A 16,450-nucleotide genomic window follows, 5' to 3' on the forward strand; every position below is an offset into this window, starting at 1 on the left:
AGCTCCATGTGATAGGCAGACTCATAGGCATCGTTCTCGAAAAACAACCCCCGCTTGTATTACTGGAAACGGGAGGCGTGGGCTATGAAGTACATATGCCAATGACCTGTTTTTATGAACTGCCGGATGTGGGCAACGAGGCCATCGTTTTTACCCATTTTGTCGTTCGCGAAGATGCGCAGCTGCTCTATGGTTTTAATAACAAGCAGGAACGCACCCTGTTTAAAGAGCTGATTAAAACCAACGGCGTCGGGCCAAAGCTGGCGCTGGCGATTCTCTCCGGCATGTCGGCGCAGCAGTTTGTTAATGCCGTAGAGCGTGAGGAGCTGGCTGCCCTGGTGAAACTGCCGGGTATCGGTAAGAAAACTGCTGAGCGTCTGATCGTTGAAATGAAAGACCGGTTCAAAGGTCTGCACGGCGATCTGTTTACGCCAGCGACGGATCTGGTGCTGACTTCACCGGCTGGCCCGTCAGATGACGATGCGGAGCAGGAAGCGGTTGCCGCGCTGGTGGCGCTGGGCTATAAACCTCAGGAGGCCAGCCGGATGGTGAGTAAAATCGCGCGCCCGGATGCTAACAGTGAAATGCTAATTCGTGAAGCGCTCCGCGCCGCGTTGTGAGGTAAGGGATGATTGAAGCAGACAGGCTGGTTTCAGCAGACAGCACCGGGTTTGAAGAGTCGGCCGATCGCGCAATCCGCCCCAAATTACTGGCAGAGTATGTCGGTCAACCGCAGGTGCGTTCGCAAATGGAGATTTTTATCCAGGCGGCAAAGCTGCGCGGGGATGCGCTCGATCACCTGCTGATCTTTGGCCCGCCGGGGCTTGGGAAAACCACCCTGGCAAATATCGTCGCCAATGAGATGGGCGTCAACCTGCGCACCACCTCCGGTCCGGTGCTCGAGAAGGCGGGCGATCTGGCCGCCATGCTCACCAATCTCGAACCCCACGACGTGCTGTTTATTGATGAAATACACCGCCTTTCGCCGGTGGTGGAAGAGGTACTGTATCCGGCGATGGAAGATTACCAGCTGGATATCATGATCGGCGAAGGGCCAGCGGCGCGGTCGATCAAAATCGACCTGCCGCCGTTTACCCTGATTGGCGCCACGACGCGCGCGGGGTCGTTAACCTCGCCGCTGCGTGACCGTTTCGGAATTGTACAGCGGCTGGAGTTTTACCAGGTCCCTGACCTGCAGCATATCGTCAGCCGCAGCGCCCGCTTTATGGGCCTGGAAATGAGCGACGAAGGGGCGCTGGAAGTGGCGCGCCGGGCGCGCGGTACGCCGCGTATCGCCAACCGTCTGCTGCGCCGGGTACGTGACTTTGCCGAGGTACGCCACGATGGCACCATATCGCTGGACATCGCCGCTCAGGCGCTGGACATGCTGAATGTTGATGCGGAAGGGTTCGATTATATGGACCGCAAACTTTTGCTGGCGGTCATCGATAAATTCTTCGGCGGCCCCGTCGGCCTGGATAACCTGGCGGCGGCGATTGGCGAAGAGCGGGAAACGATCGAGGATGTTCTGGAACCGTATCTGATCCAGCAAGGCTTTTTGCAGCGCACGCCGCGTGGGCGGATGGCGACGGTACGCGCCTGGAATCACTTCGGCATCACGCCGCCGGAAATGCCGTAATCTGCCTCCCGGCAGGTGAGCTGTGTCTATGTCCCGGCAGGGCAAGGGGGATGACCCCGGTCGACTCGGCGTGACCGGGGAAGAGGGCGTCGGTCAGGTGGCCGATTTTTTCATCATGCTGAAGATAAACAGCAGCGCGGCGCACAGCACCACGGACGGGCCAGCGGGGGTATCGTAAAACGCCGAGAAGGTCAGCCCACCGGTCACCGCGATAATCCCCACCCCAACGGCAGCTGCGGCCATCTGCTCCGGCGTACGGGCAAAGCGGCGCGCCGTGGCGGCAGGAATGATCAGCAGCGAGGTAATAATCAACGCGCCGACGAACTTCATGGCGACGCCAATGGTCAGCGCGGTGACCAGCATCAGCAGCAGTTTCACCCGCTGCAGCTTCACGCCATCGACAAACGCCAGATCGGGGCTGATGGTCATCGATAGCAAGTTGCGCCACTGCCAGAGCAGGATCGCCAGCACAATCACCACGCCAATGGCGATAGAGATCAAATCTTCCGGCGTTACCGCCAGTAAATCGCCAAACAGATAGGCCATCAGGTCGACACGAATATTCGACATCAGGCTAACCACTACCAGACCCAGCGACAGCGCGCTGTGCGCCATAATCCCCAGTAAGGTATCGAGCGCCAGATGCGGGCGTTTTTCCAGCCACACCAGGCCGCCTGCCAGCATTAAGGTCACGGCGATCACCGCATAAAACGGATTCACGTTAAGCAGCAGGCCGAAGGCCACGCCAAGCAAAGAGGCATGAGCTAACGTATCGCCGAAATAGGACATCCGGCGCCAGACCACGAACGACCCGAGCGGTCCTGCCGCACAGGCAAGCATAATACCGGCCAGCCAGCCGGGTAACAGGAGTTCAATCATCAGCGCTCATTTCCCCTACGCAGTACAATCCGCCCCTGCAGGTCATGGCGGTGATTATGATGGTGGCGATAGATCCCCAGCTGTTCCGCCCCGCGCTGGCCAAACATCGAGATAAACTGCGGATGCAGGGAGACCACTTCCGGGGTGCCGGAACAGCAAATATGTTGATTCAGGCACAGCACCTCATCGGTTTTCGCCATCACCAGATGCAGATCGTGGGAGACCATCAGCACCGAACAATCCAGTTCCTGACGCAGCTGGTTTATCAGATCGTACAAGGCAACCTGTCCGTTAACGTCGACGCCCTGCGTGGGTTCATCCAGCACCAGCAGCTGCGGCTGGTTCAGCAGGGCCCTGGCCAGCAGCACGCGCTGGGTCTCGCCACCGGAGAGTTTTTGCATCGGCGCTTCAATCAGGTGCCCGGCCTGGACACGTTTCAGCGCCGGCAGGATATCCTGCTTGCGGGTGCCGGGACGTAAGCGCATGAACCGGCTGACGGTCAGCGGCATCGTGGCATCCAGATGCAGTTTTTGCGGGACGTAGCCAATCCGCAGATTGTTCTCGCGCTTGATAACACCGTCACTCGGTGCTACCAGTCCAAGAACCACCCGCACGAGCGTGGATTTGCCTGCGCCATTAGGGCCGAGTAAGGTCAAAATTTTGCCGGGCTTTAGCGTCAGCGAAATGTCAGACAGTACGCGTCGTTGGCCGAAGGTGACCGAGACGTTTTCGAGAGTTACAAGATTTGTCATGTCAAATTAGGGGTTGCACAAGCGAGTGAATGTTATAATATCACATCTTTCTCATTCATTACGATGACTAGACGCATTATGTTACATAAAAATACGCTTCTTTGCGCTGGACTTGGCGCCGTTTTTTTGTTCGCTCAGACCTCTACGGCGAATGCCGCCGTGGTTACCTCAATGAAACCCTTAGGCTTTATCGCTTCCGCTATCGCTGATGGAGTCACGGAGACCCAGGTGCTCCTGCCTGACGGCGCTTCAGAGCATGATTATTCACTGCGTCCTTCCGATGCAAAACGCTTACAGAACGCAGACTTAGTGGTCTGGATTGGTCCAGAGATGGAAGCATTCATGGACAAGTCAACGCAAAGCATTGCGTCGAATAAAAAGGTGACCATTGCTGAGCTTGCCGGCGTGAAACCGCTGCTCATGAAAGGGGCGGATGACGACGATGACGATCATGGCCACGAACACGCCGCAGGTGAAAATAGTGACGGCGATCACCATCATGGTGTTTACAATATGCATCTGTGGTTATCCCCAGAGATAGCGCGGCTTTCAGCGGTTGCAATCCACGATAAATTATTGGAACTTATGCCGCAGAGTCGAGCCAAACTTGACGCTAACCTGAAAGAATTTGAGGCAAAATTAGCTTCAACCGATAAGCAGGTGAGTAACGAGCTCGCACCGCTGAAAGGAAAAGGGTATTTCGTTTTTCATGATGCCTATGGCTACTTTGAAAAACACTACGGTCTGACCTCACTGGGGCATTTTACCGTAAACCCTGAAATACAGCCCGGTGCGCAGCGTTTACACGAAATCAGAACACAGCTGGTTGAGCAAAAAGCCACGTGCGTTTTTGCTGAGCCACAGTTCAGGCCAGCCGTTATAGAAGCTGTTGCCAGGGGCACCTCTGTGCGCATGGGGACTCTGGACCCTCTTGGTACCGGGATTAAGCTGGGTAAAGAAAGTTACCCGCAGTTCCTCGACCAACTGGCGAAACAGTATTCGAGCTGCCTGAAAGGAGATTAACGAGGAAGTGAATACGTGCAACAGATAGCCCGCGCTGTCACTCAGGCATTCAACAATTTGCCACGACCTCACCGCGTCATGCTGGGGTCGTTGAGCGTTCTGACATTAGCGGTCGCCGTCTGGCGACCCTATATCTACCATCCGGAATCCGCCCCTATCGTCAGGACGATTGAGCTGGAAAAAAGCGAAATCCGTTCTCTGCTGCCGGAAGCCTCCGAGCCTATCGACCAGGCGCCGCAGGAAGAAGAAGCCATTCCTCAAGATGAACTGGATGATAAAGCTGACAGCGAGTCAGGCGGCCACGAATATGTGGTCTCCACTGGCGATACGCTGAGCAGCATCCTCAACCAGTACGGCATCGATATGGGCGATATCGCCCAGCTCTCCTCAGCCGACAAAGAGTTGCGCAACCTGAAAATTGGTCAGCAGCTCTCATGGACCTTAACGGCAGAGGGGGATTTGCAAAGTCTGACGTGGGAAATGTCGCGTCGTGAAACCCGCACCTACAATCGGGTCGCGAACGGCTTTAAAATGAGCAGCGAGCTGCAGAAAGGGGATTGGGTCAACAACGTGCTGAAAGGCACCGTGGGCGCCAGCTTTGTTGCCAGCGCTCGTGAAGCCGGACTGACCAGTACGGAAGTGAGCGCGGTGATCCGGGCGATGCAGTGGCAGATGGACTTCCGCAAGCTGAAAAAAGGCGATGAGTTCTCGGTATTGATGTCGCGCGAAATGCTTGACGGGAAACGGGAACAGAGCCAGCTGCTGGGCGTGCGTTTGCGTTCAGAGGGCAAGGATTATTACGCGATTCGTGCGGAAGACGGTAAGTTCTACGATCGTAACGGTACCGGTCTGGCGAAGGGCTTTATGCGCTTCCCGACGGCGCGCCAGTTCCGCGTCTCTTCGAATTTTAATCCGCGTCGTCTGAATCCGGTGACCGGGCGCGTCGCTCCGCACCGCGGCGTCGATTTTGCGATGCCGCAGGGGACGCCGGTTCTGGCGGTCGGCGATGGTGAAGTGGTGGTGGCTAAGCGCAGCGGCGCGGCGGGATACTATGTGGCCGTACGCCACGGCCGTACCTATACCACCCGCTATATGCACCTGCGTAAACTGCTGGTGAAACCGGGGCAGAAAGTGAAGCGCGGCGATCGTATTGCGCTGTCGGGTAACACCGGACGTTCTACCGGTCCGCATCTGCACTATGAAGTGTGGATTAACCAGCAGGCCGTTAACCCATTAACGGCGAAACTGCCGCGTACCGAAGGGTTGAGCGGTTCCGATCGCACCGATTATCTGGCGCAGGTCAAAGAGGTCATCCCGCAGCTGCGGTTTGACTAGCAGAATGTCAGTGTAAGCCGGTGCCTGTCGCGCGCCGGCTTTTTCTTTTGTAGGTTCCCCATCGTATCGCTAAACTATACCCACAATAAGTCGTCTTACGGCTTCTGAGGCTGCAACTTGCGGTTTGACGGGATTACCCCATTATCTTTTTTTATGCAGTACGGCTGTGGACTGGGCATGGAAACGAAAAAAAATAATATTGAGTTTATTCCAAAGTTTGAAAAATCCTTTTTACTTCCGCGCTACTGGGGCGCCTGGCTGGGGGTTTTTGCGTTTGCCGGCATCGCCCTGACGCCTCCCTCTTTTCGCGATCCGATCCTCGGTAAACTGGGACGTGCGGTGGGTCGGCTGGCGAAAAGCTCGCGCCGTCGTGCGCAGATAAACCTGCTGTACTGCTTCCCGGAAAAGAGCGAGCAGGAGCGCGAGGCTATTATCGATGAAATGTATATGTCGGCGCCGCAGGCGATGGTCATGATGGCCGAGCTGGGTCTGCGGGATCCTGCACATATTCTTTCCCGCGTCGACTGGCAGGGCAAAGAGATCATCGAAGAGATGCAGCGTAATAACGAAAAGGTGATCTTCCTGGTGCCGCACGCCTGGGGAGTGGATATTCCGGCCATGTTGATGGCCTCGGGCGGTCAGAAAATGGCGGCAATGTTCCATAACCAGGGGAATCCGGTCTTTGACTACGTGTGGAATACCGTCAGACGTCGCTTTGGTGGGCGCATGCACGCGCGTAACGATGGCATTAAACCGTTTATCCAGTCGGTCCGCCAGGGCTACTGGGGCTACTATTTGCCCGACCAGGATCACGGTGCCGAGCACAGCGAGTTCGTCGATTTCTTTGCGACCTATAAAGCCACCTTACCGGCGATTGGCCGGCTGATGAAGGTCTGCCGCGCGCGCGTGGTGCCGCTGTTTCCGGTCTATGATGGTAAAACCCATCGTCTGACGGTGCTGGTACGTCCGCCGATGGATGACCTGCTGGACGCCGATGATCACACGATCGCGCGACGAATGAATGAAGAGGTCGAGATTTTCGTCAAGCCGCATACCGAGCAATATACCTGGATCCTCAAGTTGCTGAAGACGCGTAAGCCGGGGGAAATCGAGCCTTATAAGCGCAAAGAACTCTTCCCGAAAAAGAAATAGCGTCTGCCTGTGCCTCCACCGGCGTAGTAAAAGAGAGCCGATGAACCTGCCGGGTTCATCGGCTGTATTGTTTGAGTAAAGCCGTCTGCTCGCTAATCAACCGGTAGCGATATTCCGGTCGACCGGTGAAGCCATAGTGATTATTGGTGAAGAGAATCCCCGTCTTCTCCAGCCAGATTAAATACTTACGGCACGAAACTCTGGAGATTTGCAGCGCGTTGGCGATCTCATTTGTCGAGAAGGCGTTCTCCTGATGGCTATCAATCCATTGGCACACCAGGCGCAGCGTTTGCGGCGTTAATCCCTTAGGTAAGCGGCGGGCGTTATCCGGGCGCTGAATACCGCTGCGCAGTAAATCGTCAACATCGGACTGCTCGTAGCGGGATTTGGCGTGCTGCAGCTCGCGTCGTTTGCGCCATGTCAGCAGCGCCTCTTCAAAACGCGGGAACTGAAACGGTTTAATTAAATAATCAACCACGCCATAGCGCATCGCCGTCTGGACGGTTGCCGCATCGGCGGCGGAAGTAATCATGATCGCATCGATACTGCGGGCGCTCGTACGCAGGATGGGCAGCAGATCCAGTCCGTTCTCTCGCTGCATGTACACATCCAGCAGGATCAAATCGATCGCGGGTACATGGTTCAGCATCTGCTCAGCTTCCGCCAGCGTTGAGGCGATACCACAGCAGCGAAAGTCGGCGACCCTGCTGATAAACAGCCGGTTCAGCTCTGCAACCATCGAATCATCATCCACAATAAGCACATTGAACATGCGCGGTTCCTTTGACTATCGGGAAGCAGGGGAGTCGACGCCTGGATGCTTCCCGCAGGATTAATGAAGGAACGTGTCGCTACAGCGATGAACGCTTATAGGAGGTGTAACGCGCGTGCCAGAAGGTTTTATCAATATTCGCGATCAGCTCTTCCTCGCTGAGTTTTTCGGCGACGCCTTCGGCCTGGGCCACCAGAGCGACATCAAGAGCAATGGCCCGGGAAATCATCTCAATCTCTTCCACCGGGGGTAATAACCCGCCTTTGCCGGTGGTGGCTAACGGCGAGTGGGCCGCCAGCGTTTTACTGCAGGTTATCAGCATGGCTTCGGTGACGCGCTCCGCCTTGGTCGCCAGGATGCCTAACCCCAGTCCAGGGAAAATATAGGCGTTGTTGCACTGAGCGATATCGTAGGTCGTCCCCTGACAGAACACCGGTTCGAACGGGCTGCCGGTGGCGATCAGCGCGTTACCCTGAGTCCATTCCAGCAAGTCTTTCGGCTGTGCTTCGGCGCGGGAGGTTGGGTTAGAGAGCGGCATCACGATCGGCCGTGGGCAGTGGCGGTGCATCTCTTTGATTATCGCTTCGCTGAACAGACCCGGCTGGCCGGATACGCCAATAAGCACGGTCGGGTGCACATTGCGCACCACATCCATCAACGACAGGTTGGCAGAGGTTACATCCCAGTGGGCTATAGCCTCCCGCGGCGTCACGAGGCTTTGCTGAAAATCGAGCAGATTGGGCATCTCATCGGTCAGTAAACCAAAGCGATCGACCATGAAGACCTGGCTGCGGGCTTCTTTCTCCGATAAACCATCATCAACCATCAGCGCAATAATTTTTTCGGCAATACCGCAGCCGGCGGAACCGCCGCCGAGGAACACAACCCGCTGGTCGCGCATACGGGTGCCTGCCACCGCGGCGGCGGCAATCAACGTACCGGTCGTGACGGCGGCTGTTCCCTGGATATCATCGTTGAAACAGCACAGCTGGTTGCGATAGCGATTAAGCAGGCGGCTGGCATTCTTCTGCGCAAAATCTTCGAATTGCAGCAGGACATGCGGCCAGCGACGTTTTACCGCATCGACAAACCTATCCATAAACTCCATATACTGATCGTCGTTAATGCGCGGATGACGCCAGCCCATATACAGCGGGTCTTCGAGGTGCTTCGCATTGTTGGTTCCGACATCCAGCATCACTGGCAGCGTCGCAGCGGGATGAATGCCGCCGCAGGCGGTATACAACGAGAGTTTACCAATCGGAATGCCCATCCCGCCGATACCCTGATCGCCCAGGCCAAGAATACGCTCGCCATCGGTAACGACGATCACCTGAATATCGTGGCGGGAGAAGCCCTGCAGCATCTCGTCAATGTGATGCCGGTTAGGCCAGGAAATAAACAGACCGCGCCCACGACGATAAATTTCGGAGAAGTGTTCGCAGGCTTCTCCGACGGTTGGCGTATAAATCACCGGCAGCATCTCTTTCATATGACGGCGTAGCAAGTGATAAAAGAGCGTCTCGTTAGTATCCTGAATATTCCGCAGATAGATATGTCGGGAAATATCGCGCTTAAATTCACTGAACTGCTTCCACGCGCGCTCCGTCTGTTCTTCGATAGTTTCAACATTATGCGGAAGTAATCCCTGGAGATTAAACGCCGTTCTTTCCCCCTCGGTAAAAGCGAGCCCTTTATTTAACAGCGGATTTTCCAGCAGCACTGCGCCATTGTAAGGGGTATATAATGTTTCTTTGACTAACATTTGATAACTCCTGAACATTGTTTAAATAAAAACAGGTTTAACTTGATAGAAATGTTGCCCTGAGACGGTAATTAAGAAATTAAATAAATCATGATGCCTTCGGTGACCACGCCAATGGCGGTGCCGAGTAAAATAGAGGATGAGGCCGGCTCAATATAAGTATCGCTGCGCAGCGCAAACATACTGGCAGCGATGGCTGAAGGGGTGGCGCCAATGATAATGACCTGCTGCATCAGCGTATGGCTGAGACCAAAAGCCAGGCCTGCCGCGGCCATCATAGCGGGCTGAAGCAGATTTTTAATACTGATGTTGGTGCAGGTCTGAATATTAACCGTCGGGCGTTCTCCATAAAACAGCAGGCCAAGAGCAAACAGCGACAGGCCGCCGGCAATTTTCCCGACCATTTCAATCGGCATGCTGAGCATATGGGGAAGCTGTACGCCAGCAAGGCTCAGCAGCACCCCCGAGATCGGGATCCAGACAATAGGGTTTCTGATGGCTTTCAGCAGGTTTTGCACAATCAGCTTACCCGCATGAATTTTCTCTCCATCGCCAGCGGCATGTTTATCGCCCATCCGAATCAGGATTATCGTCAGGGGAATCATGAAGACGCTGGTGATTAAGTTGCCGATAAGCACGCCAAGAAACCCTTCGGGCCCAATCAGGACGGCAAGGACCGGCGCACCGAAATAGGCCATATCAGGAAATGCGCACACCAGGGACTGGAGCGCGCTGGTTTTGATGTCATGGCGGAATACGTAGCGCGAGATCAGCAGGGTAAGGAAATAAGACCCCATCAGGCCAATCACTAATACCGCCATAAAGGCGAAGTTTTTAATTTTATCCGGGTTGGTATTTAATGCGCCTATAAAAAGATGAAAGGGCAGAGCAAACCGAATGACGACGGTGGCTAACACCGAGGCATCTTCACGACGGGTATAGCCTAACTTACCGCTGAGCCAACCGAGTAACATGATAAAAACTAATGGGAACAATGATTGTAATAGCAGCGTAGGCATAAATTATCCTGAAAATAGGCTGTAGGGTTACTTGTGGTTTTTAATCTAACGATCCCCTATGGAATGAAAGGTGATTGAAATCACAGTGGCGGGTATTTAAATAATTTCGCCTTGGGAACTTTACTTACAAATAGCGGCGCGGAGATTAACTCCTTGTTTTTCATGACTGCCGATAATTAAATGTCGTGACTGATAACTTTAGCTACGCCGTAATAATTTAAATTACTTAAACGGGAGTTTCTAACTCAGTCACAAAGTCGTGAAGGAAGGGCGTGGTTTTCTTTTTTAGCGAAAACTCCTGTGCTACCGTTTATCTGGTTTTAATTCGCATACTTCTTCATTTTTTTGTTTTTTATTTTTATTTTACTGCGCAATTTTAATATTGCGCCTCGATCCTACGCCATCTATTACAATTCAGGTGCAACATGAAAAATAATTCACTCAACCATCCGGTAGAACAAACGCACTCGAGTGGGCAAACTCCGCGTTTCTTATCCAACGTTGACGTCGGCGCCGTACCTTTAACGTTGTTTGTCGGTATCGCAACGATTGTCGCCGTCTCATCAATGGCGGGACTGTTGCCAAAGAACATGATTGGCGGGCTGGCGGTCATTATGACCCTGGGATTCGCTCTGGCCAAAATCGGCCGAATGGTGCCGGTGCTTAAAGATATCGGCGGTCCGGCTATTTTGTGTTTGATGATGCCGTCGGTGCTGGTCTATTTCGGGGTATTTGATCCCCATACTCTGGGCACCGTGCATCTGTTGATGAAAGAGGCCAATTTACTCTATTTTGTCATCGCCTGCCTGGTGGTCGGCAGTATTCTGGGCATGAACAGAACCATTCTTATCCAGGGTATGGTGCGCATGTTCGTTCCGCTGGTGGTGGGGACCGGGGCGGCGATCGCGACGGGCCTGCTGGTGGGCAGCTTATTCGGCTACAGTCTTTACCACACCTTTTTCTTTATTATCGTGCCGATTATCGGCGGCGGTATTGGGGAAGGGATCCTGCCGCTGTCGCTGGCCTATTCGGCGATCCTTGGGCAAACCCCGGACGTGTATGTTGCACAGCTAGCGCCCGCTGCGGTGGTGGGGAATATCTTCGCCATTATCTGCGCCGGCTTTCTGGCACGCCTGGGCGTCCGCCGTCCGGCGCTGTCCGGTGATGGTATGTTGATTCGCAGCCATGATGATAACCACGTTTTCTCGCAGTCTCAGGCAGGGCAGCCTACCGATTTCCAGCTGATGGGGGCCGGGCTGCTAATGATCTGCGCATTTTTCATCGTTGGCGGGCTGCTGGAGAAAGTGCTGCACATCCCGGGACCGGTATTGATGATTCTGGCCGCCGTTCTGTGCAAATACAGCAAAATTATCCCTGCCGCGATGGAGCTGGGGGCGCATAGCTGCTACAAATTTGTCTCCGCCGCCCTCGTCTGGCCGCTGATGATCGGCCTTGGGATGCTGTATGTCCCGCTGGAGAGCGTTGTTTCCGTCTTCTCCATCGGCTACGTGGTGGTTTGCGGTTCCATCGTTATTGCCATGGCGTTAAGCGGATTTTTCATCGCTTCCCGGCTGAATATGTATCCTGTTGAAGCGGCGATTGTCACCAGCTGCCACAGTGGGCTGGGCGGTACCGGGGATGTGGCGATACTCTCGGCATCGAATCGCATGTCGCTGATGCCATTTGCACAGATTGCCACCCGTATCGGCGGCGCCTCAACGGTGATTGCCGCGACATTGCTGCTGAGCTGGATTGTCTGATTGCGGATAAAAAAAACCTGCCGGCATGATGCTGGCAGGTTAGGCGTTCACCACGAGGTCGATATTACTCGACGGTCAGAATACGCGTGGTGTTGGTGCTGCCGATGGTGCTCATCACGTCACCCTGGGTCACGATAACGAGGTCACCCGAGACCAGATAGCCTTTATCACGCAGCAGATTCACCGCATCGTGCGCCGCAGCAACGCCGTCGTTGGTGCTGTCGAAGTGAACCGGCGTCACGCCGCGATACAGGGCGGTCAGGTTCAGCGTACGTTCATGGCGGGAGAGGGCGAAAATGGGCAGGCCAGAGCTAATGCGTGAAGTCATCAGCGCGGTACGACCGGACTCGGTCATGGTGATGATCGCGGTGACACCTTTCAGGTGGTTCGCCGCATACATCGCTGACATGGCAATCGCCTCTTCAACGTTGTCGAACTGGATATCCAGACGATGTTTGGAGACATTGAGGCTTGGGATTTTTTCGGCGCCCAGACAGACGCGCGCCATCGCGGCCACGGTTTCTGACGGATACTGACCGGCGGCGGTTTCCGCAGAGAGCATCACGGCATCGGTACCATCGAGGACAGCGTTGGCAACGTCCATGACTTCCGCGCGGGTTGGCATCGGGTTAGTAATCATCGACTCCATCATCTGAGTCGCGGTGATGACCGAACGGTTCAGCTGACGAGCGCGGCGAATCAGGGCTTTCTGAATACCCACCAGTTCCGGATCGCCGATTTCCACGCCAAGGTCGCCACGGGCAACCATCACCACGTCGGAGGCCAGAATAACGTCGTCCATCGCGTCCTGATCGCAAACCGCTTCCGCACGCTCGACTTTCGCGACGATCTTCGCATCGCAGCCGGCTTCACGCGCCAGGCGGCGGGCATAGTTCAGGTCTTCGCCACAGCGTGGGAAGGAGACGGCCAGGTAATCAACGCCGATTTTCGCCGCGGTGACGATGTCAGCCTTGTCTTTCTCAGTCAGCGCTTCGGCGGACAGGCCGCCACCCAGTTTGTTGATCCCTTTATTGTTTGACAGCGGTCCGCCGACGGTGACTTCGGTGAACACCTTCAGACCCTGAACTTCGATCACTTTCAGCTGTACGCGGCCATCGTCCAGCAGCAGGATATCGCCTGGCACGACGTCCGCCGGCAGGCCTTTATAATCAATACCGACTTTCTCTTTGTCGCCTTCGCCTTTACCCAGCTCTGCATCGAGCAGGAATTTGTCGCCGATATTAAGGAAAATTTTGCCTTCTTTGAAGGTGGATACGCGAATTTTCGGGCCTTGCAGATCGCCGAGGATGGCCACGTGACGGCCCAGTTTTGCCGCGATTTGACGGACTTTATCTGCACGAATCTGATGATCTTCCGGGGTACCGTGAGAGAAGTTCATACGTACCACGTTAGCGCCTGCGGCGATCACCTTTTCAAGGTTATTATCACGATCGGTTGCCGGGCCTAAGGTCGTTACGATTTTGGTTCTGCGAAGCCTTCTGGACATGTAATACTCCGTTGACTAAAACAACTTTGGTGTTGCGTGAACATGGAATCGGCGGTGCCGGTCAGCAATGTCGCTCTGCCGGAACGTAACCGAAGGTGTAATGGGTCACTACCTAATTATCAAGTTTTATGGGTTGTCGCTGTGTACAGGCAGCTCTTTATCAAAACGCGATTCCTTCAATGCTTCCTTGACCCTCTTCAAGTTATCTCTGAATTTCGCTCCTCGACGGAGGGTAAAGCCGGTGGCCAGCACATCTATGACCGTCAGTTGGGCAAGACGTGAAACCATGGGCATATAGATATCCGTATCTTCGGGGACATCAAGCGTAATCGACAAGGTTGCCTCTCGCGCCAGCGGGGTACCCGCCGACGTGATGGCGATGACCATGGCATCGTTTTCACGCGCCAGCTGCGCCAGTTCGACCTGGCTTTTCGTCCGGCCAGTATGTGAGATAATCACGACAACGTCATCATCATTGCAATTCATACAGCTCATGCGTTGCAGGACAATGTCGTCGGAGTAGATAACCGGAACGTTAAAACGGAAAAATTTGTTCATGGCGTCATGAGCGACGGCTGCCGAAGAACCGAGGCCAAAGAAGGCAATTTTCTTGGCCTGGGTCAGAAGGTCGACGGCGCGATTGACCGCTGACATATCGAGAGAGTGGTGGACCTGATCTAAACTGGCCATGGCTGACTCGAAAATTTTTCCCGTATAGGACTCTACGCTGTCGTCTTCATCGACATTGCGGTTAACATAGAGAGTACCGTGTGCCAGGCTTTGTGCCAGGTGAAGTTTAAAATCGGGAAAGCCGCGGGTTTCCAGGCTCCGACAAAAACGGTTAACGGTCGGTTCACTGACGCCAGCTTCCAGCGCCAGGGCCGCAATGCTTGAATGAATCGCCTGAGCAGGCGTAGCAAGAATGACTTCCGCCACTTTGCGTTCGGATTTGCTAAGGTGTTCCAGCCGGGACTGGATTTTTTCCAGCATATTCATGGGTAACGGAGCGCTCATCAGTGGAAGCGATTTCATTAATGGATGAAATCATCAGGCGTTTTAGCAAGAATATACCCCTCCGTTACGCTAAGCGGGGAGGAATGACGTTAAAAAATGTTGTTTTTTTTCATTACATGATCAGAGTCGTATTTTATTAACTTAAAACCGGTCGAAAGAACGAACAGGTTTAGCCGCTTGCCCAAATAGTCGCCGAAACTTTTCTCCGCGTGCGGTTTAGCGCCGGGAATGGCGGCCTGAGGGTTTCGGGAAGTTCGTAAACACAGTACAGTGCAGTGTAAGAAAATTACAAATATAGCCTGGCATAAGCACCAGACTATCAACTGAGGAGAATGACATGGCGGTAACGCAAACGGCCCAGGCATGCGATCTGGTCATTTTCGGCGCGAAGGGTGACCTGGCGCGGCGTAAATTGTTGCCTTCCCTGTATCAGCTCGAAAAAGCTGGCCAGATCAACCCTGAGACCCGGATTATCGGGGTAGGACGTGCTGACTGGGATAAAGATGCTTACACCAGGGTCGTACGTGAAGCGCTTGAAACCTTCATGAAGGAAAAGATTGATGAAGGTTTGTGGGACACCCTGAGCGGACGTCTGGATTTTTGTAACCTCGATGTGAACGATACCAAAGCGTTTTCCCGTCTGGGCAAAATGCTGGATCAGGAAAACCGCGTCACCATCAACTACTTTGCCATGCCGCCAAGCACTTTTGGCGCCATTTGCAAAGGCCTCGGCCAGGCGAAACTGAACGCCAAACCTGCGCGCGTGGTGATGGAAAAACCGCTGGGCACCTCTCTGGATACCTCCCGCGAGATCAACGATCAGGTCGGCGAATTCTTCGAAGAATGCCAGGTTTACCGTATCGACCATTACCTTGGCAAAGAAACGGTGCTCAACCTGCTGGCGCTGCGCTTTGCGAACTCCCTGTTTGTCAATAACTGGGACTGCCGCACGATCGACCACGTTGAAATCACCGTCGCGGAAGAAGTGGGTATCGAAGGCCGCTGGGGTTACTTCGATCAGGCTGGGCAAATGCGCGACATGATCCAGAACCATCTGCTGCAGATCCTGTGCATGATCGCGATGTCGCCGCCGTCAGACCTCAGTGCCGACAGCATTCGTGACGAAAAAGTCAAAGTGCTGAAGTCGCTGCGCCGTATCGACCGCTCCAACGTACGTGAGAAAACGGTCCGCGGCCAGTACACCGCCGGCTTCGCCCAGGGTAAAAAAGTCCCGGGCTACCTCGAAGAAGAGGGGGCGAACAAATCCAGCAATACCGAGACCTTTGTGGCTATCCGCGTCGATATCGATAACTGGCGCTGGGCCGGCGTGCCGTTCTACCTGCGTACCGGTAAACGCCTGCCGACCAAATGTTCTGAAGTGGTGGTTTATTTTAAAACCCCGGAGCTGAACCTGTTTAAAGAGAACTGGCAGGAGCTGCCGCAGAACAAGCTGACGATTCGCCTGCAGCCGGATGAGGGCGTGGATATTCAGGTCCTCAACAAAGTGCCGGGTCTTGACCACAAACACAATCTGCAGATAACCAAGCTGGATCTGAGCTATTCGGAGACCTTCAACCAGACTCACCTGGCGGATGCCTATGAACGTCTGCTGCTGGAAACCATGCGCGGTATCCAGGCGCTGTTCGTGCGTCGCGATGAAGTTGAAGAGGCGTGGAAGTGGGTTGACTCCATTACTGAAGCCTGGGCTGCCGATCGCGATGCGCCGAAGCCCTATCAGGCAGGTACCTGGGGGCCGGTCGCCTCTGTGGCGATGATCACCCGCGACGGTCGTTCCTGGAACGAATTTGAATAGTTTGCGCGTTATCCGGAGGA

At 54.5% G+C, this 16,450-nt stretch carries 14 protein-coding genes; 7 read left to right on the forward strand and 7 right to left on the reverse strand.

Annotated features, from left to right (window positions below; all coding sequences use genetic code 11):
• The first annotated feature begins 8 nt into the window (after positions 1-8).
• Positions 9-620, forward strand: coding sequence for a Holliday junction branch migration protein RuvA (gene ruvA / locus GRPL_RS12145; RefSeq protein ID WP_032699415.1), 612 nt, complete (start codon positions 9-11; stop codon positions 618-620).
• Between the two features lie 8 nt (positions 621-628).
• A complete protein-coding gene (ruvB, locus tag GRPL_RS12140) occupies positions 629-1,639 on the forward strand; it encodes a Holliday junction branch migration DNA helicase RuvB (RefSeq protein ID WP_032686919.1) in 1,011 nt (336 codons plus the stop codon).
• Positions 1,640-1,732: 93 nt separating this feature from the next.
• Here ruvB and znuB read toward each other — a convergent pair whose 3' ends face one another.
• Both znuB and znuC read right to left on the reverse strand, forming a co-directional pair.
• Positions 1,733-2,518: a zinc ABC transporter permease subunit ZnuB gene (gene znuB, locus GRPL_RS12135; RefSeq protein ID WP_032686920.1), complete on the reverse strand. Its 786-nt coding sequence runs from the start codon at positions 2,516-2,518 to the stop codon at positions 1,733-1,735.
• A complete protein-coding gene (gene znuC, locus GRPL_RS12130; protein ID WP_032699366.1) occupies positions 2,518-3,270 on the reverse strand; it encodes a zinc ABC transporter ATP-binding protein ZnuC in 753 nt (250 codons plus the stop codon). Before znuC ends, znuB begins: the two co-directional genes overlap by 1 nt.
• Before the next feature lie 78 nt (positions 3,271-3,348).
• Here znuC and znuA point away from each other — a divergent pair, with 78 nt between their 5' ends.
• From znuA to lpxM, 3 genes are all read left to right on the forward strand, one after another.
• Positions 3,349-4,293, forward strand: a complete 945-nt coding sequence (gene znuA, locus GRPL_RS12125) for a zinc ABC transporter substrate-binding protein ZnuA (RefSeq protein WP_032686922.1) — start codon at positions 3,349-3,351, stop codon at positions 4,291-4,293.
• Between the two features lie 15 nt (positions 4,294-4,308).
• On the forward strand, positions 4,309-5,628 hold the full coding sequence (mepM, locus tag GRPL_RS12120) for a murein DD-endopeptidase MepM (RefSeq protein ID WP_032699367.1): 1,320 nt from the start codon (positions 4,309-4,311) through the stop codon (positions 5,626-5,628).
• Positions 5,629-5,805: 177 nt separating this feature from the next.
• Positions 5,806-6,780, forward strand: a complete 975-nt coding sequence (gene lpxM / locus GRPL_RS12115; protein WP_032695586.1) for a lauroyl-Kdo(2)-lipid IV(A) myristoyltransferase — start codon at positions 5,806-5,808, stop codon at positions 6,778-6,780.
• A gap of 55 nt (positions 6,781-6,835) precedes the next feature.
• On the opposite strand, the gene dcuR is transcribed toward lpxM, so the two are convergent.
• From dcuR to GRPL_RS12100, 3 genes are all read right to left on the reverse strand, one after another.
• Positions 6,836-7,552: a two-component system response regulator DcuR gene (dcuR, locus tag GRPL_RS12110; RefSeq protein WP_032699369.1), complete on the reverse strand. Its 717-nt coding sequence runs from the start codon at positions 7,550-7,552 to the stop codon at positions 6,836-6,838.
• A 79-nt stretch (positions 7,553-7,631) separates the two neighbouring features.
• Positions 7,632-9,317, reverse strand: coding sequence for an NAD-dependent malic enzyme (locus tag GRPL_RS12105; protein WP_032699370.1), 1,686 nt, complete (start codon positions 9,315-9,317; stop codon positions 7,632-7,634).
• A 71-nt stretch (positions 9,318-9,388) separates the two neighbouring features.
• The gene (locus GRPL_RS12100; protein ID WP_032699372.1) at positions 9,389-10,336 is read right to left on the reverse strand and encodes an AEC family transporter; all 948 of its coding nucleotides are present in this window, start codon (positions 10,334-10,336) and stop codon (positions 9,389-9,391) included.
• 425 nt (positions 10,337-10,761) lie between these two features.
• Between GRPL_RS12100 and GRPL_RS12095 the strand changes: the two genes are divergently transcribed.
• Positions 10,762-12,096 (forward strand): 2-hydroxycarboxylate transporter family protein, encoded by a 1,335-nt coding sequence (locus GRPL_RS12095; protein ID WP_032699373.1) that lies wholly within the window; start codon positions 10,762-10,764, stop codon positions 12,094-12,096.
• 64 nt (positions 12,097-12,160) lie between these two features.
• Here GRPL_RS12095 and pyk read toward each other — a convergent pair whose 3' ends face one another.
• Positions 12,161-13,603 (reverse strand): pyruvate kinase, encoded by a 1,443-nt coding sequence (gene pyk, locus GRPL_RS12090; protein ID WP_032686929.1) that lies wholly within the window; start codon positions 13,601-13,603, stop codon positions 12,161-12,163.
• Between the two features lie 126 nt (positions 13,604-13,729).
• Positions 13,730-14,635, reverse strand: a complete 906-nt coding sequence (locus GRPL_RS12085; protein WP_160873290.1) for a MurR/RpiR family transcriptional regulator — start codon at positions 14,633-14,635, stop codon at positions 13,730-13,732.
• 319 nt (positions 14,636-14,954) lie between these two features.
• Between GRPL_RS12085 and zwf the strand changes: the two genes are divergently transcribed.
• Positions 14,955-16,430: a glucose-6-phosphate dehydrogenase gene (gene zwf, locus GRPL_RS12080; RefSeq protein ID WP_032686930.1), complete on the forward strand. Its 1,476-nt coding sequence runs from the start codon at positions 14,955-14,957 to the stop codon at positions 16,428-16,430.
• Positions 16,431-16,450: the final 20 nt, after the last annotated feature.

Origin of the sequence: Klebsiella planticola ATCC 33531 (assembly GCF_000735435.1) — a bacterium.
Lineage (GTDB): Bacteria > Pseudomonadota > Gammaproteobacteria > Enterobacterales > Enterobacteriaceae > Klebsiella > Klebsiella planticola.